General features: G+C 73.3%; 15 protein-coding genes and 1 pseudogene. 8 read left to right on the forward strand and 8 right to left on the reverse strand.

Going from position 1 to position 19,011, the window contains the following annotated elements:
* Nucleotides 1–30: 30 nt before the first annotated feature.
* Nucleotides 31–882, reverse strand: a complete 852-nt coding sequence (locus tag ABD954_RS07550; protein WP_345485015.1) for an alpha/beta fold hydrolase — start codon at nucleotides 880–882, stop codon at nucleotides 31–33.
* A 66-nt stretch (nucleotides 883–948) separates the two neighbouring features.
* On the opposite strand from ABD954_RS07550, the gene ABD954_RS07555 reads away from it, so the two are divergent.
* The 4 genes from ABD954_RS07555 (at nucleotide 949) to ABD954_RS07570 (ending at nucleotide 4,992) form a co-directional block, all read left to right on the forward strand.
* On the forward strand, nucleotides 949–1,590 hold the full coding sequence (locus ABD954_RS07555; RefSeq protein ID WP_345485016.1) for a sigma-70 family RNA polymerase sigma factor: 642 nt from the start codon (nucleotides 949–951) through the stop codon (nucleotides 1,588–1,590).
* An 83-nt stretch (nucleotides 1,591–1,673) separates the two neighbouring features.
* Complete coding sequence (locus ABD954_RS07560) at nucleotides 1,674–2,030, forward strand: VOC family protein (protein WP_345485017.1); 357 nt, start codon at nucleotides 1,674–1,676, stop codon at nucleotides 2,028–2,030.
* A gap of 50 nt (nucleotides 2,031–2,080) precedes the next feature.
* A complete protein-coding gene (locus ABD954_RS07565) occupies nucleotides 2,081–3,610 on the forward strand; it encodes a helix-turn-helix domain-containing protein (protein WP_345485018.1) in 1,530 nt (509 codons plus the stop codon).
* 416 nt (nucleotides 3,611–4,026) lie between these two features.
* The gene (locus ABD954_RS07570) at nucleotides 4,027–4,992 is read left to right on the forward strand and encodes a restriction endonuclease (protein WP_345485019.1); all 966 of its coding nucleotides are present in this window, start codon (nucleotides 4,027–4,029) and stop codon (nucleotides 4,990–4,992) included.
* Nucleotides 4,993–5,075: 83 nt separating this feature from the next.
* Here the strand turns inward: ABD954_RS07570 and ABD954_RS07575 are convergent, their stop codons facing one another.
* From ABD954_RS07575 to ABD954_RS07590, 4 genes are all read right to left on the reverse strand, one after another.
* Nucleotides 5,076–5,978 (reverse strand): hypothetical protein, encoded by a 903-nt coding sequence (locus tag ABD954_RS07575; RefSeq protein WP_345485020.1) that lies wholly within the window; start codon nucleotides 5,976–5,978, stop codon nucleotides 5,076–5,078.
* A 125-nt stretch (nucleotides 5,979–6,103) separates the two neighbouring features.
* Entirely contained in the window at nucleotides 6,104–7,654 is a 1,551-nt protein-coding gene (locus tag ABD954_RS07580; protein ID WP_345485021.1) for an MFS transporter, read from the reverse strand.
* A 114-nt stretch (nucleotides 7,655–7,768) separates the two neighbouring features.
* Nucleotides 7,769–8,167, reverse strand: coding sequence for a RidA family protein (locus tag ABD954_RS07585; protein WP_345485022.1), 399 nt, complete (start codon nucleotides 8,165–8,167; stop codon nucleotides 7,769–7,771).
* The gene (locus tag ABD954_RS07590; protein WP_345485023.1) at nucleotides 8,164–9,699 is read right to left on the reverse strand and encodes an acyl-CoA dehydrogenase family protein; all 1,536 of its coding nucleotides are present in this window, start codon (nucleotides 9,697–9,699) and stop codon (nucleotides 8,164–8,166) included. The genes ABD954_RS07585 and ABD954_RS07590 overlap by 4 nt, the downstream gene beginning before the upstream one ends.
* A 492-nt stretch (nucleotides 9,700–10,191) precedes the next feature.
* Between ABD954_RS07590 and ABD954_RS07595 the strand changes: the two genes are divergently transcribed.
* Genes ABD954_RS07595 through ABD954_RS07605 form a run of 3 tightly spaced genes read left to right on the forward strand, consistent with a single transcriptional unit; the run spans nucleotide 10,192 to nucleotide 13,134 of the window.
* Complete coding sequence (locus ABD954_RS07595) at nucleotides 10,192–11,886, forward strand: AMP-binding protein (protein WP_345485024.1); 1,695 nt, start codon at nucleotides 10,192–10,194, stop codon at nucleotides 11,884–11,886.
* 4 nt (nucleotides 11,887–11,890) lie between these two features.
* Complete coding sequence (locus tag ABD954_RS07600) at nucleotides 11,891–12,727, forward strand: PaaX family transcriptional regulator (protein ID WP_345485025.1); 837 nt, start codon at nucleotides 11,891–11,893, stop codon at nucleotides 12,725–12,727.
* On the forward strand, nucleotides 12,724–13,134 hold the full coding sequence (locus tag ABD954_RS07605) for a hypothetical protein (protein WP_345485026.1): 411 nt from the start codon (nucleotides 12,724–12,726) through the stop codon (nucleotides 13,132–13,134). The genes ABD954_RS07600 and ABD954_RS07605 overlap by 4 nt, the downstream gene beginning before the upstream one ends.
* 217 nt (nucleotides 13,135–13,351) lie before the next feature.
* Here the strand turns inward: ABD954_RS07605 and ABD954_RS07610 are convergent, their stop codons facing one another.
* Both ABD954_RS07610 and ABD954_RS07615 read right to left on the reverse strand, forming a co-directional pair.
* Nucleotides 13,352–15,832 carry an oxidoreductase gene (locus ABD954_RS07610; RefSeq protein ID WP_382746066.1) on the reverse strand — a complete coding sequence of 827 codons (2,481 nt, stop codon included), beginning with the start codon at nucleotides 15,830–15,832 and terminating at the stop codon, nucleotides 13,352–13,354.
* Nucleotides 15,817–16,644: an enoyl-CoA hydratase family protein gene (locus ABD954_RS07615; protein ID WP_345485027.1), complete on the reverse strand. Its 828-nt coding sequence runs from the start codon at nucleotides 16,642–16,644 to the stop codon at nucleotides 15,817–15,819. Before ABD954_RS07615 ends, ABD954_RS07610 begins: the two co-directional genes overlap by 16 nt.
* Before the next feature lie 547 nt (nucleotides 16,645–17,191).
* Between ABD954_RS07615 and ABD954_RS33590 the strand changes: the two are divergent.
* Nucleotides 17,192–17,536, forward strand: a pseudogene (locus tag ABD954_RS33590) (ATP-binding protein); the annotation flags it as partial.
* Here ABD954_RS33590 and ABD954_RS07625 read toward each other — a convergent pair.
* Nucleotides 17,487–18,977 carry an amino acid permease gene (locus ABD954_RS07625; protein WP_345485029.1) on the reverse strand — a complete coding sequence of 497 codons (1,491 nt, stop codon included), beginning with the start codon at nucleotides 18,975–18,977 and terminating at the stop codon, nucleotides 17,487–17,489. The pseudogene ABD954_RS33590 and the gene ABD954_RS07625 overlap by 50 nt on opposite strands.
* Between the last annotated feature and the right edge of the window lie 34 nt (nucleotides 18,978–19,011).

Genomic DNA, 19,011 nt, shown 5'->3' on the forward strand with positions numbered 1-19,011 from the left:
AGATAACTCTAGTACATCACCGGCGGTCGGTCATGCCCGGCAGGCCCCGAGAAACGCCGTGAGGGTCGCGACGAAGCCGGCGGGGTCGTCCAGCCACGGATAGTGGCCCGCCCGCGGCCGCACCCGGAATGTGGCGTCCGCCACGAAGCGGGCGCATGCGGCCACCGCGTCCGGCGGGCTGTTCAGGTCGTACGCGCCGGCGAGCAGCAGGACCGGGGCGTCGAGCGCGGCGAGCGCCGCGCGGGTGGCGTTTGGGGTGAAGGCGCCGTCGGCGCCGAAGCGGGCGAGGGCCCCGGGAGGGCCGGGGCGGCCCGCGGCGTGGTGGCGCCGGGCGGCTTCGTCCCAGCGGCCGTAACGGAAGGGGGCGACGGCCTCCCAGTCGCTTCCGGTGCCCGCGTTGATCGCCTCCAGGGCGGCGAAGGCGGCGGGGAACCACACCTCGCCCGCACGCACTCGCGCGAGGGCCAGGCGCTGCTCGACGGTGACCTCGACGCCGAGGGCGCGGGTGCCGGGGGTGACGAGGGCGAGCCGGGACACGCGGTGCGGGTGGCGGGCCGCGTACTGGACGGCGATGTCCGCTCCGGCGGAGTGGCCGAGCAGGTCGATCCGCTCCAGGCCGAGGTGGACGCGCAGGGCCTCGACGTCGTCGACGAGCCGGTCGCAGCGGTACGAGGCGGGGTCGGCGGGCACGGCGGAACGGCCGGTGCCGCGCAGGTCCGGGATCACGAGCCCGCGGTGGGCGGACAGACCGCCGAGGTCGCCGAGGTACGCGGAGTCGGCGGGGCCGCCGGGGATGCACAGGAGCGGGGCGCCGGGGCTGGTGGCGCGGTAGGCGAGACGGGTGCCGTCGGGCGCGGCGAAGGCGGCGTGCAAAGGATTCATAACCACGTTGTACAACCTGGTTATGACCCGTGTCGAGCCTTCCCGACGGCCGGGTATAACTGAGTTGTGACTGCGGAGCGGGAGTTGACCGAGGAACAGGTCGGACGCATGTTCGCCGAGATGAACGAGATCATCCGCGCGGGCGAGGAGATGCGCCGCCTGCGCGCCGAGATGATCCGGCTGTTCGCCGGCGCCGGCTGGACCCAGGACCGGCTCGCCCGGCTCGCCGGAATGAGCCAGCCCGCCGTCTCCAAGCAGGTGGCCGGGGCGAGGACGGACGGCGGGGCGACGGCGGGCGGCGCGGCAGCAAGCGGGGGCCGGGCGACGGGCGGCGGCGCGGGCGGGCCGGTGGATCTCTCGCTCGACCAGCGGGACCTCCCCTGGCTCGAAGGCCGGCTGTGGGGCCTGGCCGAAGCGGTCTCGGAGACCCTGGAGGACGCCGCCCACTGCTCGCGCCTGGTGCACGCGCTGGCGCGCGGCCGGAAGCGGTTCACGCCGCAGAACGTGGACGCGCTGCGGCGGCTGGTCGAGGAGGACCTGAGGGAACACGGCGCCGAGCCGCCGTTCGGGGCGTACCGGAACGCCTACGACCGGATCGCCCGCGGCCTCGACGACCCGACCGCGACGGACGGACCCGCCGCCGGACCGGCGGCCAGGCGCCGCACGCTCGCCTGCCAGGTCCAGCGGGTCCGGCTGCGGGAGAGCTGACCCCCGCACGGCCGGAGGAGACCCGACCCCCGTACGGCCGCGGTGGGATTGCCGCACAGCGGACCCCGACGGACGATCGAGTCATGTTCAGCGGCGCGCATGTCATCCTCTACACCCAGGACGCGGAGGCGGACCGCGCCTTCCTCAAGGACGTGGTCGGCTTCGACCACGTGGACGCGGGACGCGGGTGGCTCATCTTCCGGCTGCCACCGGCCGAGATCGCGGTGCACCCCACCGACGGGGAGCCGAAGAACGAGGTCTACCTGATGTGCGACGACGTCGCCGAGACCCTGAAGCGGCTGGAGGACCGGGGCGCCGAGGTCTCACGCCCCATCAGCGACCAGGGCTGGGGCCTGGTCTGCGCGGTGCGCCTGCCGAGCGGATCCGAACTGCCGCTCTACGAACCGCGCCACCCGGTCGCCCACACCGCCTCACCCTGATGGCCTAGCCCCTGGCGTAACTCATCTCATATCTGAGATAACGTGACGCCATGGCAGACGACTACCTCGTACGCATCGGCAAGCTCATCCGTGACGCCCGTCAGCACCGCGGCTGGACCCAGACCCAGCTGGCGGACGCGCTCGGCACCAGCCAGAGCGCCGTCAACCGGATCGAACGCGGTAACCAGAACATCAGCCTTGAGATGATCGCCCGGATCGGCGAAGCCCTGGACAGCGAGATCGTCTCTCTGGGCTACGCCGGCCCCATGCATCTGCGGGTCGTCGGCCGCCGGCGCCTGTCCGGCTCCATCGACGTCAAGACGAGCAAGAACGCCTGTGTGGCGCTGCTGTGCGCCTCCCTCCTCAACAAGGGCCGTACGGTGCTGCGGCGGGTGGCCCGCATCGAGGAGGTCTTCCGCCTCCTGGAGGTGCTGAACTCGATCGGTGTCCGCACCCGTTGGATCAACGAGGGCGTCGACCTGGAGATCGTGCCGCCGGCCGAGCTCGACATGGAGGCCATCGACGCCGAGGCGGCCATCCGCACCCGCTCCATCATCATGTTCCTCGGCCCGCTGCTGCACCGCCTGGACCGCTTCAAGCTGCCCTACGCCGGCGGCTGCGACCTCGGTACGCGCACGATCGAGCCGCACATGATCGCGCTGCGCCGCTTCGGCCTGGACATCACCGCCACCGAGGGCCTCTACCACGCCCAGGTCGAGTCCTCCGTGGTGCCCGACCGCCCGATCGTCCTGACCGAGCGCGGCGACACGGTGACCGAGAACGCCCTGCTGGCGGCCGCCCGCCACGACGGCGTCACCGTCATCCGCAACGCCTCCTCCAACTACATGGTCCAGGACCTGTGCTTCTTCCTGGAGGCGCTGGGCGTACGGGTCGAGGGCATCGGCACCACCACCCTCACCGTGCACGGCATCCGGGACATCGACGTCGACGTCGACTACTCCCCCTCCGAGGACCCGGTCGAGGCGATGAGCCTGCTCGCCGCGGCCGTCGTCACGGAGTCGGAACTGACGATCCGCCGGGTCCCGATCGAGTTCATGGAGATCGAGCTCGCGGTGCTGGAGGAGATGGGCCTCGACCACGACCGCTCGGCCGAGTACCCGGCGGACAACGGCCGCACCCGCCTGGTCGACCTCACGGTCCGCCCCTCCAAGCTGGAGGCGCCGATCGACAAGATCCACCCGATGCCCTTCCCGGGCCTCAACATCGACAACGTCCCCTTCTTCGCTGCCATCGCGGCCACGGCACAGGGCAAGACCCTGATCCACGACTGGGTCTACGACAACCGCGCCATCTACCTCACGGACCTCAACCGCCTCGGCGGCCGCCTCCAGCTCCTCGACCCCCACCGCGTCCTGGTCGAGGGCCCCACCCGCTGGCGCGCCGCCGAAATGATGTGCCCCCCGGCCCTGCGCCCGGCCGTGGTCGTCCTCCTCGCGATGATGGCGGCCGAGGGCACGTCGGTGCTGCGCAACGTGTACGTCATCAACCGGGGGTACGAGGACCTGGCGGAGCGGCTGAACTCGGTGGGGGCGCAGATCGAGATCTTCCGGGACATCTGAGCACGTCGACCTACCGGGGGATGCAGGCCGCTCGCGGCGGTGGGTTCCCGGGCGTCGAGCCAGACCTGAGGCCCTCTCACTCCTCGCGGAGCCGAGAGGGCCTCTGGCATCGCCGAACCCGGTGCGCCCCGAGGGCGCCCCGAGGGCGGCCGTCACGACGGGCAGCCTTCCTCCGCGGAGTCATGTCGAGCAGTGCCCGGGCGATGCCGCGGTCGCAGGATCCGCCCGTGGGCGCGGGGCTCCCCCGGCACCGACTCGGCCTGATCCGCTGTCACCTCACCTCCCGGGCCCGCCTACGATCTTGAGCGGCGTGTTTCACGACCTGGGAGGGGACCTTGAGCGTTGATTCGACCACGGCGAGGCCGGCGAGAACGTTGCGCCCGGACACGGCCGTACCCGTGGGCGTCATTCCGGGTATGGAGGACGGCGAGGAGGGTCTCCGTTCCCGTCTGACGAACCTGCGCGAGCAGCTGACACGCGTCTCCGCCGACCTGGAACGCCACTCCGGGACGCTGCCGCGCAAGAACAGCGAGACCGGCCTCGTGCCGGTGGAGGTGACGGCGCAGAGCAGACTGCTGTCGGACGTGGAGAAGAGCGACAAAGCTCTCGGCCGCGTGTACCGGGATCTGAGAGACGCGCTCGCCGAACTGGCGGAGCTCGATCTGAAGCCTGCACGACGGCGTCAGGAGGCCGCCCGGCTGTACGAGCGCCTGCGGAGCGCCCCCTTCCCACGGACCGCCGATCGGGACGTGATCGGTGAGATCAAGGAGACGTTCACCTACGCCTCCTCTCCCCTCCTGCAGGCCGGAGACGGTCTCTTCTTCCAGGCCACACAGTTGTTCCTGGAGCGCTACGCCAGGCACACGGCCGCTGTCCGGTCCCTTCACGACCAGACCCGGGACCGCTGCGAGACCCTGACGGCCTTCGCTCAGGAGGCCCTGGAGGGCCCCGTGCTCAAGCCGCCCGTGGAGATGAGTCTCGACGAGGCCGACGAGCTCCACCACCGCGCATTCGAGCAGCTCGTCGCCGACCTCCTACATCGCGACGGGTTTCGGATCGTGCGCTCGGGTGGAGGAGCCGGCGACCAGGGTGCCGACGTCATCGCGGTCGACCAATTCGGGCGGCGCATCATGTTGCAGGCGAAACACTTCCGGAAGGGCCAGGGCTCGGTGGGCCAGCCGGTCGTGCAGCACCTGTACGGCGGAGCCGTGGCGGAGCACCAGGCGACGCTCCCGGTCGTCGTCACCAACGGCCGGTTCACGGCCGCCGCGAAGGTCTGGGCGGCGGAGCGCGACCGGGTTCGCCTCGTCGACCGCGAGGGGCTGCGCCGATGGGCTCAGGAAGGCGTACCCCTCGCGGACGTCATCAGTCCGTCCGGCTGACTCGGCTCACCGAGAGGGCGACCGGCGAGCACGGAGCGGTCCCGTGGGCGGCCGTCCCGATCCCCTGTGATTCCGGGGCGCCGTCAGGAGCGCTGCCAGGTCACCGGGACCTTCACCTCGGCACCGCCGTTGCCGCCTTCGCCGCCGAAGCGGAGGGTGCCGCCGAGGGAAGCGACGGTGTCGTTCCAGCAGTTGACGTCGGTGAGGCGGATCTCGGGCATCTTGAGGGTGCTCCCGTCCACCACCGGGCGGAAGGGCTTGATGGCGTCGGTCGACAGCTCCAGCTTCGCCGGACGGGCCGCCGTCCACGCGCCGCCGGTCTGGGCGAAGCGGGTGAGGATCTCGTCGTCGCCGCGGACGCCCGTGTCCGGGTCCGTCTTCGGGGCGAAGCGCAGCTCGACCAGGGTGGCCTTGTTGCCGGTCGGGAGGGTTCCGGCCGGGACCATCGCCACGAAGGTGCCCGTGATCGGCTTCGAGTCCGGGGACCAGCAGGGGTGGGCGGTGTACGGGATCCCGCCCGTGCCCGGGGGCTGGGTCGGCGGCGTGCTCGGGGTGGGGGTCGGCTCGCCGCCGCCCGTCGTCTCCCCCGTCGTCGTACCCTCGCTGACCCCGGTGTTCGCGCCGCCGTCGGATCCGCCGCTCGTTGTCCCGGCGCTGGTCTCGCCCGTCGTCGTACCCTCACTGACCCCGGTGTTCGCGCCGCCGTCGGATCCGCCGCTCGTCGTCCCGACCGTGGTCTCCCCCGTCGTCGTACCCTCGCTGACCCCGACGGTCCCGCCGCTGTCGGCTCCGCCGGTGACTCCGCCGTCGACGCCGCTCGTCGTGCCGACCGTGGTCTCTCCCGAGGTCACGCCCACGGTGTCGCCTTCGCCCGGTGCGGCCGCCGCCGGAGCGGTCGCACCGAGGTTCCCGGCGAGGCCCGTGCCGGTCGTCAGGAACACGGCGGCGGCGGCGAACGAGGTCGCCGCCGCCACGGTCAGGGACATCCGGCGGGCCCTGTGCTGTATCGGGTGCTGTCTCACGGTGCCTGCTCTCGCTCGTCCTTCGGGTTTCCGTCGAACATTGTCTCGAACGGGAGGCGTTCAAACGGATACGAGCGATGATCTGGGCCTCAGGCACCCGGCAGCATCCCACCGCCCTTCAGGCGCTCGATGTCCGAGGGGCGGACCTTGATGACGAAGAGGGCGATGAGCGCGGACACGGCGGCGAAGATCGCGGCCGTGACGAAGCCCGCGGAGACGCCGGCGGTCAGCACCTGGTCGGCATAGGGCGGCGGGAGCTCGCCGGTCCTCGCGAACTGGGCCTTCTCCAGCGGGCCGGCCTGGGACAGGAACGCGGGCACCTGCTTCTCGGCCTCGGTGCGGCTGTACGTGCCGAAGACCGTGACCAGGATCGACAGACCTAGCGAACCTCCGACCTGCTGCGTGGCGTTGAGCAGACCGGAGGCCGCGCCCGACTCCCGCTGCGGGACGTTCGACAGGGCCATGATGGTCAGCGAGACGAAGATGAAGCCCATGCCGAAGCCGAACACCAGGATCGGCCCGAGGATGCTGCCCGCGTACGTGGAGTGCACGTCCGTCAGCGTCAGCCAGGCCAGCCCGAGCGCCGCCAGCACCGACCCGGTCACCATGAAGGGCTTCGGCCCGAACCTGGGCAGGAGGCTGGACGTGAGGCCGGCGGCCACCGCGATGATCGCGCTGACCGGCAGGAACGCGAACCCCGTGGCCAGCGGGCTGAAGGCCAGGACCTGCTGCACGAAGAGCGTCAGGAAGAAGAACATGCCGAAGATCGCCGCGGCCAGGCACAGCATGATGGCGTACGTGCCCGAGCGGTTGCGGTCCGCGAACATGTGCAGGGGCGTGATGGGCTGCTGGGAGCGGCGTTCGATCGCGATGAACGCCACGAGCAGCACCACCGCCGCGGCGAACGAGCCGATCGTGTACGGGTCGCGCCAGCCCTCCTGCGACGCCCGGATGAACCCGTACACCAGCGCCACCATGCCGAGCGTGGACGTGAGCGCGCCGGCGAAGTCGAAGTGCCCGGGGTGCCGCTCGGACTCCCGGACGTGCCGGGGGGTGAGGAAGGCGATCAGCAGGGCGATGGGCACGTTGACGAAGAAGATCCAGCGCCAGTCGAGCCATTCGACGAGCATGCCGCCGGCGACCAGGCCGATCGCGCCGCCGCCCGCCGAGACGCCCGCGAACACGCCGAAGGCGCGGTTGCGTTCGGGGCCTTCGTCGAAGGTCGTGGTGATGAGGGACAGCGCGGTCGGGGACGCGATGGCCCCGCCGACGCCCTGGAGGGCGCGGGCGGCCAGGAGTTGCCACTCGGCCTGCGCCAGCCCGCAGAAGAGGGAGGCCAGTCCGAACAGCAGCACGCCGAAGACGAAGACCCGCCGTCGGCCGAGGATGTCACCGAAGCGGCCGCCCAGGAGCAGCAGGCCGCCGAAGCTGAGCGTGTAGGCGTTGACCACCCACGACAGGCTGGTGGTCGAGAAGTCCAGCGCGCTCTGGATGTGCGGGAGCGCGATGTTCACGATGGTGATGTCGAGAACGACCATCAGCTGGCTGGCGGCGATGACGAACAGGGCTATCCCCTTGCCGTCGCCGCCTTTCCTGGGAGCCGCGGACTTCTGCGGGGTCGTCGGCTTGGATGTACTCATGGCGCATCGCGCCCCCACCTGTGGGAACCATGGGCCGGTCAGTCCACCTTTCGACGGTAATGCTGCTCCACACGGGTGACCAGTCGATCTTCACGGCGCTCCGCCGGCCTCGTTTCAGCCGACGACGGCGAATCCGTCCAGTTCGACGAGGGCCTGTTCGTCCCACAGCCGTACGACGCCGACGACCGCCATCGCCGGATAGTCGCGGCCCGCCAACCGCCGCCAGATGAGGCCGAGTTGGTGCGCGTGCCGACGGTAGTCGGCGATATCCGTGGCGTAGACGGTGACGCGTGCGAGGTCGGCGGGCGAGCCACCGGCGTGGCGCAGCGCGGTGAGCAGATTGGCGAGGGCCGTCTCGAACTGCTCGGGCAGGCTCTCCCCCGTCACCTTCCCGTCCCGGTCCAGACTGGTCTGCCCGGCGAGGAACACGAGCCGGCTGCCGGTGGCGGTGACGGCGTGGCTGAAGCCGGTGGGCGGGGACAGTTCGGCGGGGTTGTGCCGGTGCAGGCTCATGTCACGGCTCCCGGGGCGACTTGTGACGTGGCTGCCGGGCTGGAGGCCGGGCCGGCTGACGACGTGGCTGCGGACGTGGCTGTCGGCCGGGCTGCTGACGTGGCTGGCGGCGGGGCTGCTGACGTGGCTCCCGCCCACGAGGCGGGTGGGGGCGGGGTGGGGCCGGCCGGCCGCCCGGCGAGCTCCTGCTTGTAGAGCTCCTTCGCGATGATCGTGCGCTGCACCTCCGTGGCTCCCTCGTAGATACGAGGTGCCCGCACCTCCCGGTAGAGGTGTTCAAGGAGGTGGCCGCGTTGCAGGGCGCGGGCGCCGTGCAGCTGGACGGCGGCGTCGACGACGTACTGCGCGGTCTCGGTGGCCAGCAGCTTCGCCATGGCGGCGCGGCGCGGCACGTCCGGGTCGCCCCGGTCGTACGCTTCCGCCGCCGCGTACACGAGGAGCCGGGCCGCCTCGGTCCGGGTGGCCATCTCGGCGACCTGGTGGGCGACGGCCTGGAGGTCGGCGAGCACGCCGCCGAAGGCCGGGCGTCCCGCGGTGTGGGCGACGGTGGCGTCGAGGGCGGCCTGCGCCATGCCGACGGCGAAGGCGCCGACGCTGGGCCGGAAGAGGTTGAGGGTGTTCATGGCGACCCGGAAGCCCTGCCCCGGCTCGCCGAGCACGTCGCCGGGCCCGACCGGCACCCCGTCGAAGACGAGGCTGCCGAGGGCGTGCGGCGCGAGCATGTCCAGGGCCTCGCCGGACAGCCCCGGCCGGCCCGCGGGCACGAGGAAGGCGGTGACACCCCGGGCCCCGGAGCCGCCGCCTCGACCACCGTCAGGACCGCCGCCTCGGCCGACGCCCCCGCTGCCGTCAGGGCCGCCGCCCCGGCCGACGCCCCCGCTGCCGTCAGGACCGCCGCCCCGGCCGGTGCCCCGGCCGCCGTCCCCGCCGCCGTCAGGACCGCCGCCCCGACCACCGTCCCCGCCGCCGCCCCGACCACCGTCCGGACCCACGCCACGGCCGCCCGGACCGATTCCCCCGGCTCCCGTCTCGCCCGTACGGGCGAACACCGTCATCACGTCCGCTTCCGGCGCGTTCGAGATCCAGCGCTTCTCCCCGTAGAGGCGCCAGCCGCCCGTCGACGGGTCCGGGACGGCCTCCAGGGAGAGTGCGGCCGCGTCGGAGCCCGCGCCCGGTTCCGAGAGGGCGAAGGCCGCGACGGCGCGGCCCGCGACGACCTCGGGGATCCAGCGGGCGCGCTGCTCGGGGCTGCCGAACGCGGCGACCGGGTGGGCGCCGAGGCCTTGGAGGGCGAGGGCCGTCTCCGCCTCCGTACAGGCGTGGGCGAGGGACTCGCGCATCAGGCACAGGTCGAGCGCGCCGGACTCGAAGACGCGGGCCAGCAGGCCGTGCTCGCCCAGGGCGGCGACCAGGGGGCGGTTGACGCGGCCGGGCGGACCCTTGTCGGCCAGCGGGCGCAGCTGGCCGGCGGCGAGCTCCCGCAGCCGTTGGCACCAGGCGATCTGTTCCGGATCGAGCGAGAATGCGGCCATGTGCGGTGGCCCTCTCTGGCGCCCCGGCGGGCGCCGACGGCGGCTTCTATCGCGAACCGTTGACTGTCGTCACCATCACGATACGCTCGTTTGGCGACGGTCGACCCCCTTCCGACGATGTCCGCCGTCACGACGACGCCCGCCCTCACGACGACGCACCGCTGATCCCGACAGCACCCCGCCGGATCTCCGACGGCGCCCCGCCGTCCGGCGACCGCCCCGTCGGGCTCCGACGACGACCCGCCGGCCCCGACCCGCCGGCCCCCGACACCGCACCACCGTTCCGACACGGCACCACCGTTCCGACACGGCACCACCGTTCCGACACCGCACCACCGTTCCGACACCGCCCGCCGGCCTCCGACGGATCCGGCGACGCCCCGCCCCTCCCGTCGAAACGCCCGAGGCCCCGCCGAACCGCGACGGGGCCCGACGGGCCTCGACGGGACCCGCACGGTCCTCGACGATCCCACCCGACAGGGGAACGGACGCATGGAGCTGACGCCCTCGGCCCACCTGGACACCTTCGCCCGCGACCACCTGCCACCCGCGGGGCAGTGGCCCCGGCTCCTGTTCGACCTGCCCTCCCTCGCCTACCCCGACCGGCTGAACTGCGGGGCCGAACTGCTCGACCGCACGGTGGAACGGTTCGGCGCCGACCGCCCGGTCTTCCTCGACGGCGAGGGCGGCGTCTGGACGTACGGGGAGCTGCGCGAGCGGGTGGACCGGATCGCCCACGTCCTCGACGGCGACCTCGGCGTCCGTCCCGGAAACCGGGTGCTGCTGCGCGGTCCCACCACCCCCTGGCTCGCCGCCTGCTGGCTGGCGGTGATGAAGGTGGGCGCGGTCGCCGTCACGGTCCTCGCCCAGCAGCGGGCGCGGGAGCTGGCGGTGATGGGCGAGATGGCCCGGTGCAGCCACGCGCTGTGCGACGTGCGGGCCGTCGACGAGCTGGTGAAGGCCGAGGTGCCGGGGCTGCGCATCACCCCGTACGGCGGAGACGGCCCCGACGACCTGCTGACCCTCGCCATCGGCAAGCCGGAGCGCTACGAGGCGGTCCCGACCGCGGCCGACGACGTGGCCCTGATCGCCTTCACCTCCGGCACCACCGGGCGCCCCAAGGGCTGCATGCACTTCCACCGCGACGTGCTCGCCGTCGCCGACACCTTCTCCGCGCACGTCCTGCGCCCGGAGCCGGACGATGTCTTCGCCGGCTCCCCGCCGCTCGGCTTCACCTTCGGCCTGGGCGGGCTCGTCGTCTTCCCCCTGCGGGCCGGGGCGTGCGCGGTGCTGCTCGAACAGGCGGGTCCGCAGCAGTTGCTCGCCGCGATCGAACGGCACCGGGTGTCCGTGCTCTTCACGGCGCCGACCGCCTACCGGGTGATGCTGGAGGAGCTCGACTCCCCCAAGCACGACGGCCGGCCCGGTCACGGCCCGGACCTGAGCTCGCTGCGCCGCTGCGTCTCGGCGGGCGAGCACCTTCCCGAGGCGACCTGGGAGGCATGGCACAAGCGCACCGGCCTGAAGCTGATCAACGGCATCGGGGCGACCGAGCTGCTGCACATCTTCATCTCCGCCGCCGACGGCGAGATCCGGCCGGGTACGACGGGGCGGCCGGTCCCCGGCTGGCAAGCCCGGGTGGTCAGCAGGAACGGGACGGGGACGGGGCTCACCGACGTCCCGGACGGCGAGGAGGGCCTGCTCGCGGTCCGCGGCCCGGTCGGCTGCCGCTATCTCGCCGACCCGCGCCAGACGGAGTACGTGCACGACGGCTGGAACCTCACCGGCGACACGTACGTCCGCGAGCCGGACGGATACTTCCGCTACGTCGCCCGCGCCGACGACATGATCATCTCGGCCGGCTACAACATCGCGGGCCCCCAGGTGGAGGAGGCCCTCCTCGCCCATCCCGACGTCGTCGAGGCGGCGGTGGTCGGACGGCCCGACGAGCTGCGCGGCCGGATCGTGGTGGCCTACGCGGTGGTGCGGGACGGGGTGCCGCGCGACGCGGGCACCGCGACGGCGCTGCGGGCCTTCGTCCGGGCCCGGCTCGCCCCGTACAAGGCGCCCCGCGAGATCGTCTTCCTGGACGCCCTGCCACGCACGGCGACGGGCAAGCTCCAGCGGTTCCGGCTGCGGGACGCCGAGGCCGGACCTCCCCCCGCCGCGCCCGGCGGCCTAAAGTGATCACGTGGCCGAGCAGCACACCCCCCGATCCCTGATCGTCTCCCTGTACGGCGCGTACGGCCGGTCGCCGGACGGCGCGCCGCTCGCGGTCGCGGAGCTGATCCGGCTCCTCGGCGTGCTCGGCGTGGACGCGCCCTCGGTGCGCTCGTCGGTGTCCCGGCTGAAGCGCCGGGGACTGCTGCTGCCCCGGCGCACGGCGGACGGCGCCGCCGGGTACGCGCCGTCGGACGAGGCGCGGATGCTGCTGGAGGACGGCGACCGCCGGATCTACGCCCGTGCGGAACCGGCCCTGTCGGACGGCTGGGTGCTCGCCGTCTTCTCCGTCCCCGAGGCCGAGCGCCACAAGCGCCACCTGCTGCGGTCCCGGCTGGCCCGGCTGGGCTTCGGCACGGCCGCGCCCGGTGTCTGGATCGCCCCGGCCCGTCTGCACGACGAGACCCGCCACACGCTGGAGCGGCTGGATCTGGCCGCCTACGTGGACCTGTTCCGCGGCGACCACCTGGGCTTCGCGCCCACGGCGGAGGCGGTGGCCCGGTGGTGGGACCTGCCGTCGATCGCCAAGCTGCACGAGGAGTTCCTGGACGCCCACGAGCCGGTGCTGCGCGCTTGGGCGGCCGGTCCGGGCACGCCGGAGGACGCCTACCGCGCGTATCTGCTCGCCCTCGACTCCTGGCGCCGGCTGCCGTACGCGGACCCGGTCCTGCCACTGGAGCTCCTCCCGGAGAACTGGCCGGGCACCAGGTCCGCGGAGGTCTTCGCGGCGCTGCACGAGCTGCTGTACGCGCGGGGGGCGGAGTTCGTGGAACCGTACGGCCCCGGTGTCCGTCCCTCCGAGGCGTGAGCGCCTCCACGATCTCCCGCTGGCAGCGGCTGTGCTGGTGGGCGACGCTGCCGGTGGGCCTCGGCGTCGCGTACGGCGCGAGCGCGGTGACGGCCCGGGCCCGTGCGTTCTGTGACGCGGCCTGGGAGCCGCCGCACCGGCTGGTCCACCTCGTCGAGCTCGTCCTGCTGGCGGGTGCCGCCGTGACGGCGGCGCTGCTGGCCGCGGTGGTGGCCCGCCGGGTGACGGATGGGGCACCGCGCGCGGTCCGAGGCTCGTCCCAACTCGTTTCCGTCCTCCTGGTGTTGTTGCTCCTCGCGTGGTGGTACGTGGGCCTCCGGGCGACCCCGGACGGCTACCCGGGTGACTCGGGGCTCTGCGCGGCGGGCAATGTGCCGCCGTGGTGGCCGGCCTGGCTGCCGTCCTGACGGGCCGGGGGCCTCGGCCGCCGTGGACGCCGCGTCTCAGCCCTCGCGCCGGACCACCCGGGCCTCGACCCTCGTACCGGGCCCGCGTCGGAGCCGTCGCGAAGGTCCGTGTCGCCTCAGCCCTCGTACCGGGCGCGCGTCTCAGCCGTCGCGAAGGCCGGTGCCTCAACCTCGCGCCGGACCACCCGGGTCTCACCCCTCGTACCGGGCCCGCGTCTCAGCCGTCCTTACGGCCCGTCGGGGGACGGCGGCTGCCCGCGCGGTACGGCGCCGGCCAAGGGGCGGCCGGGCCCTCGTAGCCCTGTTCGGCGGCGGCGTGCAGGGTCCAGTGGGGGTCGTAGAGGTGGGGGCGGGCCAGGGCGCAGAGGTCGGCGCGGCCGGCGAGCAGCAGGGAGTTGACGTCGTCCCAGGAGGAGATGGCGCCGACCGCGATGACGGGCACGCCGAGGGCGGAGCGGATGCGGTCGGCGTACGGCGTCTGGTAGGAGCGGCCGAACTCGGGGCGCTCGTCGGGCACGACCTGGCCGGTGGAGACGTCGAGGGCGTCGGCGCCGTGGGCGGCGAAGGCGCGGGCGATCTCGACGGCGTCGTCGGCGGTGGTGCCGCCCTCGGCCCAGTCGGTGGCGGAGATCCGGACCGTCATGGGCCGGTCGGCCGGCCACACCTCCCGTACCGCGTCGAACACTTCGAGGGGGTAGCGCAGCCGGCCGGCGAGGTCGCCGCCGTAGGCGTCGGTGCGGTGGTTGGTCAGCGGGGAGAGGAAGCCGGAGAGCAGGTACCCGTGGGCGCAGTGGAGTTCGAGGAGGTCGAAGCCGGCCCGGGCGGCCCGGCGGGCGGCCGCGGTGAACTCCTCGCGTACGGACGTGAGTCCGGCCCGGTCGAGGGCGTGCGGGGTCTGGTTGACGCCGGGGCGGTACGGCAGGGGTGAGGCGGCGACGAGCGGCCAGTTGCCTGTGGGCAGCGGCTGGTCGATGCCCTCCCACATGAGGCGGGTGGAACCCTTGCGGCCGGAGTGGCCGAGCTGGACGCCGATGGCGGTGCCGGGGGCCTGCGCATGGACGAAGCGGGTGATCCGGGTCCACGCCTCGGCCTGCTCGTCGGTCCACAGACCGGTGCAGCCGGGCGTGATCCGGCCCTGGGGGCTGACGCAGACCATCTCGGTCATGACCAGGCCGGCGCCGCCGAGGGCACGGGACCCCAGGTGGACGAGGTGGAAGTCGCCGGGGACGCCGTCCTCGGCGACGTACATGTCCATGGGTGAGACCACGACCCGGTTACGGAGGGTGAGTCCGCCGAGCCGGAAGGGGGTGAACATGGGCGGGGTGCCGGGCGGGCAGCCGAACTCGGCCTCGACGGCGGCGGTGAAGGCGGGGTCGCGCAGCCGCAGGTTGTCATGGGTGACGCGGCGGCTGCGGGTGAGCAGGTTGAAGGCGAACTGGCGGGGCGGCCGGTCGAGTTGTCCGGCGAGCTCCTCGAACCAGCGCAGGCTCGCGGCGGCGGCGCGCTGGGTGGACGCGACGACGGGGCGGCGCTCGGCCTCGTAGGCGGTGAGCGCCTCGGCGAGGGTGGGGTGCTCGTCGACGCGGGCGGCGAGGGCGACGGCGTCCTCGACGGCGAGCTTGGTGCCGGAGCCGATGGAGAAGTGGGCGGTGTGGGCGGCGTCGCCGAGGAGGACGATGTTGCCGTGGGACCAGCGGTCGTTGACGACCGTACGGAAGGCGGTCCAGGCCGACTTGTTGGAGCGCAGGGCGCGGCCGTGCAGCGCCTCGGCGAAGATCTTGGCGCAGCGGGCGGCGGACTCGGCCTCGTCGAGCTCGTCAAAGCCGGCGGCTCGCCAGACCTCCTCGCGCATCTCGACGATGACGGTGGAGGAGCCGGGACGGACCGGCGGCCGGGAAGGCCGCGAAGGCCGGAATGGTGGGGATGGCGGGGGTGGCGGGGGTGGCGGGGGTGGCGGGGAAGACCGGGACGTCGGGCGGCCTGGGCCCCCGGTGGAGTCGGCGGTGAAGTCGGCAGTCGTGTCGGCGGTGGAATCGGCGGTGGCGGTGACGGAGTCGGCGGCCGGGAGGGCGTAGGGGTAGGCGTGCAGTTGCATCACGCCGTACTCGGTCTCGGCGATGTCGAAGCGGAAGGCGTCGAGCGCGAAGTCGGCGGCGAGCCAGATGTAGCGGCAGCGGTGGGTGGTGAGCGTCGGCCGGAAGACGTCGGCGTGGGCCTCGCGGGTGCGGCTGTGCACGCCGTCGGCGGCGACGACCAGGTCGTGCGTGGCCGCGAGCTCGGCGGCGGGCGGGGCCTCGGCGCGGAAGCGGAGCCGTACGCCGAGGTCGGTGCAGCGCGCGTGCAGGAGCTCCAGGAGCCGGCGGCGGCCGAGGGCGGCGAAGCCGTGGCCGGTGGAGGTGAGCAGTCGGCCGCGGTGGACGATGTGCACGTCGTCCCAGTGGACGAGCTCGCGGCGCAGCGCGGCGTGGACGGCCGGGTCGGCGCTCTCGATGCCGCCGAGGGTCTCGTCGGACAGGACGACGCCGAAGCCGAAGGTGTCGGTGGGGGCGTTGCGTTCCCAGACGGTGACCTCGCGTTCGGGGTCGCCCCGCTTGAGGAGTGCGGCGGCGTACAGCCCGCCGGGGCCGCCGCCGATGACGGCGATCCGCAGCGGCCGCCGGGCCGGCGCCGGGGAGCGCACGGTCACCGCCCCCGCCATTTCGCGGGGCGCTTCTCCGTGAAGGCGGCGTGGAACTCCGCGTAGTCCTCGCCGTGCATGAGCAGCGCCTGCGTGGCGGCGTCCATCTCGACGGAGGCGGCCAGCGGCATGTCGAGCTCGGCGGTGAGCAGGGCCTTCGTCTGGGCGTGGGCGAGTGCGGGTCCTTCGGCCAGCCGGCGGGCCAGGGCGGCGGCCCGGGTGCTGGCGGCGCCTTCCTCGGTGAGCTCGCTGATCAGGCCGATGCGCTCGGCCTCGGCGGCGCCGACCGGGTCGCCGAGCATGAGGAGCCGGGTCGCGTGGCCGAGGCCGACGACGCGGGGCAGCAGATAGGCGGCGCCCATGTCGCCGCCGGAGAGCCCGACCCGGGTGAAGAGGAAGGCGAAGCGGGCGGTGGGGTCGGCGATCCGGAAGTCCGCGGCGAGGGCGAGGACCGCCCCGGCACCGGCGGCGACGCCGTGGACGGCCGCGATCACGGGGAACGGGCATTCGCGCAGGGCCCGGACGGTCTGACCGGTCATCCGGTTGAAGTCGAGGAGCTGGGCGGTGTCCATGGACAGCGTGGCGCCGATGATCTCGTCGACGTCGCCGCCCGAGCAGAAGCCGCGCCCCTCGCCGCCGAGGACGAGCGCGCGGACGGCCCGTTCCCGGGAGAGCTCGGCGAGCAGGTCGCGCAGGTCCGCGTAGGCGCCGAAGGTGAGGGCGTTCAGTTTCTCCGGGCGGGCCAGCGTGATCGTGGCGACGCCGTCGTCGAAGGTGACGCGCAGGTGCCGCCAGCGTTCGGTGCGGGTCGCGGAGCCGGTGAAGGGGCTCATGCGGGACGACCTCCCTGTTGTGTGCACGTACGGGTACGGCATCACCACGAGGAGGGTATCACTCTCATGTGACTGTCGTCACGACTGCGCGATACGGCGGGAGGGGCAGGGGTGCCAGAAGGCCCGGACCGAGGTCCCACGGAGAACAGGGCGCCCGCCTCTCTCGCCGCATTTTTCGGTCCGTATGGTTGAAACCAGGACGTCTCTCCGCTCCCGCCCTCTTCCCCAGTCCGAACGGATCCCCGTGTTCGAAGTCTCAGGACCCGCTTCCTGGCGCGTCGAGCTGCCGCACACGACGGCCGCCGTGCCGATGGCCCGCTCCCTCGTCCGCACCGTCCTCGCCGGTCTCGGCGAACAGGCGGCGGACCGGGGTGCGCGCAGAGGCGCGGACGCAGGCGCGGACAGGGCCACGAAGCGGGCCCCGAGGGCCACGAGCCGGGCCGCCGAGGCCGAGACCGACGCCGACGCCGAGACCGAGACCGACGCCGAGACCGAGACCGAGGCCGACAGGGCCGACAGCGACACCGCCGACGGCGACGGCGACGGCGACAGGGCCGACATCGACACCGCCGAGCTGCTCACCGCCGAGCTCGTCGCCAACGCCGTCGAGCACACCTCGGGCGACGGCCCCATCGAGCTGGTCGTCGAGCTGCTCACGCCCTCCGGCGACTGTCAGATCGAGGTCCACGACCGCCGCCCGGCGGCGCCCGGGGAGCTGATCGGCCCGGGGCCGGTGGCGCCCGTCGACCCGTGGCAGGAGCACGGCCGCGGACTGCTCCTCATCCGCGCCCTCAGCAGCGACTGCGGCCACCGCCCCACCCCGCACGGCAAGGCGGTCTGGTTCACCCTCCCGGCCGTGCCGCCACAGCGGCGCCGTCCCCCGTCCGCGTGAGCGGCGGGGCGGCCGGCCCGGACCCGGCGCCGACGGCCTCCTCCTGCCCGAGCCGCGAGTTGCGTCGGCCGTAGAGCGCGTAGACGAGCGCGCCGACGGCCAGGAAGACCGCGAACTGCACCCAGGTCGTCCAGCCCGTGCCCCAGATCAGATAGCAGCAGAAGCCGACGCCGAGCACCGGGCTGAGCGGGTACAGCGGCACGCGGAAGGAACGCGGCAGCTCCGGGTCGCGCCGGCGCAGCACCATCACCGCGATGTTCACCACGGCCATGATCGCGAGGGTGCCGATGGTGGTGAGGCCGACGACCGCGTCGAGCGACGAGAACGCCGCCGGGACCGCGAAGACGGCCGCCACGATCCAGGTGTTGGCCACCGGCGTGGCGCTCTTCGGCGAGACCCGCTCGAAGACCCCCGGCACGAGGCCGTCACGGGACATCGACATGAGGATGCGGGTCTGCCCGTACATCACGGCGAGCACGACGGACGCGATGGCGACGACCGCGCCGAAGGCGATGATCCCGCCGCCGACGGCCGAGCCGGTCACCTGGTCGACGACGAGCGAGAGCGCGGCCGGCTTGCCCGCGACGGCGTCGCCGCCGAGCGCCCCGATCGCGGAGAGCGCGACGGCGCCGTAGAGCAGGGTGGCCACGCCGATGCAGATGAGGATCGCGAGCGGGATGGTCCGCCGCGGGTTGCGCACCTCCTCGCCGGCGGTGGTGATGGCGTCGAAGCCGATGTACGAGAAGAAGGCGACGGAGGCACCCGCGGTGATCCCGGCGACGCCGTGTCCGGCGAACGGCGACAGGTTGCCGTCCCGGAAGGCGCTGAAGCCGACGGCACAGAAGATCACCAGGATCGCGATCTTGAGCACCGCCATGGCCGCGGTCGCCCGGGCGCTCTCGCGCACGCCGCGCACGAGCAGGGTGGCGGCGAGCAGGATGACGACGACGGCGGGCAGGTTGACCACGCCGCCGTCGGCGGGCCCGGCGGAGAGGGCGGCGGGCAGCTGCCATCCGACGAGGCTGTCGAGGAGCTCGTTCAGGTACTGGCTCCAGCCGACCGCGACGGCGGAGACGGACACCCCGTACTCCAGCAGCAGGCACCAGCCGACCAGGAAGGCGACGCGCTCCCCGAGGCTCGCGTAGGCGAAGGAGTACGAGGAGCCGGAGACCGGGATCGCACTGCCGAGCTCCGCGAAGGAGAACGCGGTGAAGACGCAGGTGATCGCGGCGAGGACGAACGAGACCACCACGGCGGGCCCCGCCTCGGCGACGCTGTCGGACAGGCCGACGAAGATGCCGGTGCCGACGATGGCGCCGATGCCGAAGCACACGAGCTGGAAGAGGCCCATGGTGCGCTTGAGGCCATGGCCTTCCAGGTCGGCACCGGACTCGGCGATCAGCCGTTGCGGGGACTTGATCCGCGGGGCGGACGGGGGCATGCGGGGGCTCGTCTCTGGTCGCGCACGGGGAGGG

The organism is Streptomyces roseoviridis (genome assembly GCF_039535235.1).
Classification (GTDB): domain Bacteria; phylum Actinomycetota; class Actinomycetes; order Streptomycetales; family Streptomycetaceae; genus Streptomyces; species Streptomyces roseoviridis.

Coding starts and splice junctions, on each gene's coding strand:
- ABD954_RS07550 (WP_345485015.1), bottom strand. CDS start 882: ATGAATCCTTTGCACGCCGCCTTCGCCGCGCCCGACGGCACCCGTCTC.
- ABD954_RS07560 (WP_345485017.1), top strand. CDS start 1,674: ATGTTCAGCGGCGCGCATGTCATCCTCTACACCCAGGACGCGGAGGCG.
- ABD954_RS07565 (WP_345485018.1), top strand. CDS start 2,081: ATGGCAGACGACTACCTCGTACGCATCGGCAAGCTCATCCGTGACGCC.
- ABD954_RS07570 (WP_345485019.1), top strand. CDS start 4,027: ATGGAGGACGGCGAGGAGGGTCTCCGTTCCCGTCTGACGAACCTGCGC.
- ABD954_RS07575 (WP_345485020.1), bottom strand. CDS start 5,978: ATGTCCCTGACCGTGGCGGCGGCGACCTCGTTCGCCGCCGCCGCCGTG.
- ABD954_RS07580 (WP_345485021.1), bottom strand. CDS start 7,654: ATGAGTACATCCAAGCCGACGACCCCGCAGAAGTCCGCGGCTCCCAGG.
- ABD954_RS07585 (WP_345485022.1), bottom strand. CDS start 8,167: ATGAGCCTGCACCGGCACAACCCCGCCGAACTGTCCCCGCCCACCGGC.
- ABD954_RS07590 (WP_345485023.1), bottom strand. CDS start 9,699: ATGGCCGCATTCTCGCTCGATCCGGAACAGATCGCCTGGTGCCAACGG.
- ABD954_RS07595 (WP_345485024.1), top strand. CDS start 10,192: ATGGAGCTGACGCCCTCGGCCCACCTGGACACCTTCGCCCGCGACCAC.
- ABD954_RS07610 (WP_382746066.1), bottom strand. CDS start 15,832: ATGGCGGGGGCGGTGACCGTGCGCTCCCCGGCGCCGGCCCGGCGGCCG.
- ABD954_RS07615 (WP_345485027.1), bottom strand. CDS start 16,644: ATGAGCCCCTTCACCGGCTCCGCGACCCGCACCGAACGCTGGCGGCAC.
- ABD954_RS07625 (WP_345485029.1), bottom strand. CDS start 18,977: ATGCCCCCGTCCGCCCCGCGGATCAAGTCCCCGCAACGGCTGATCGCC.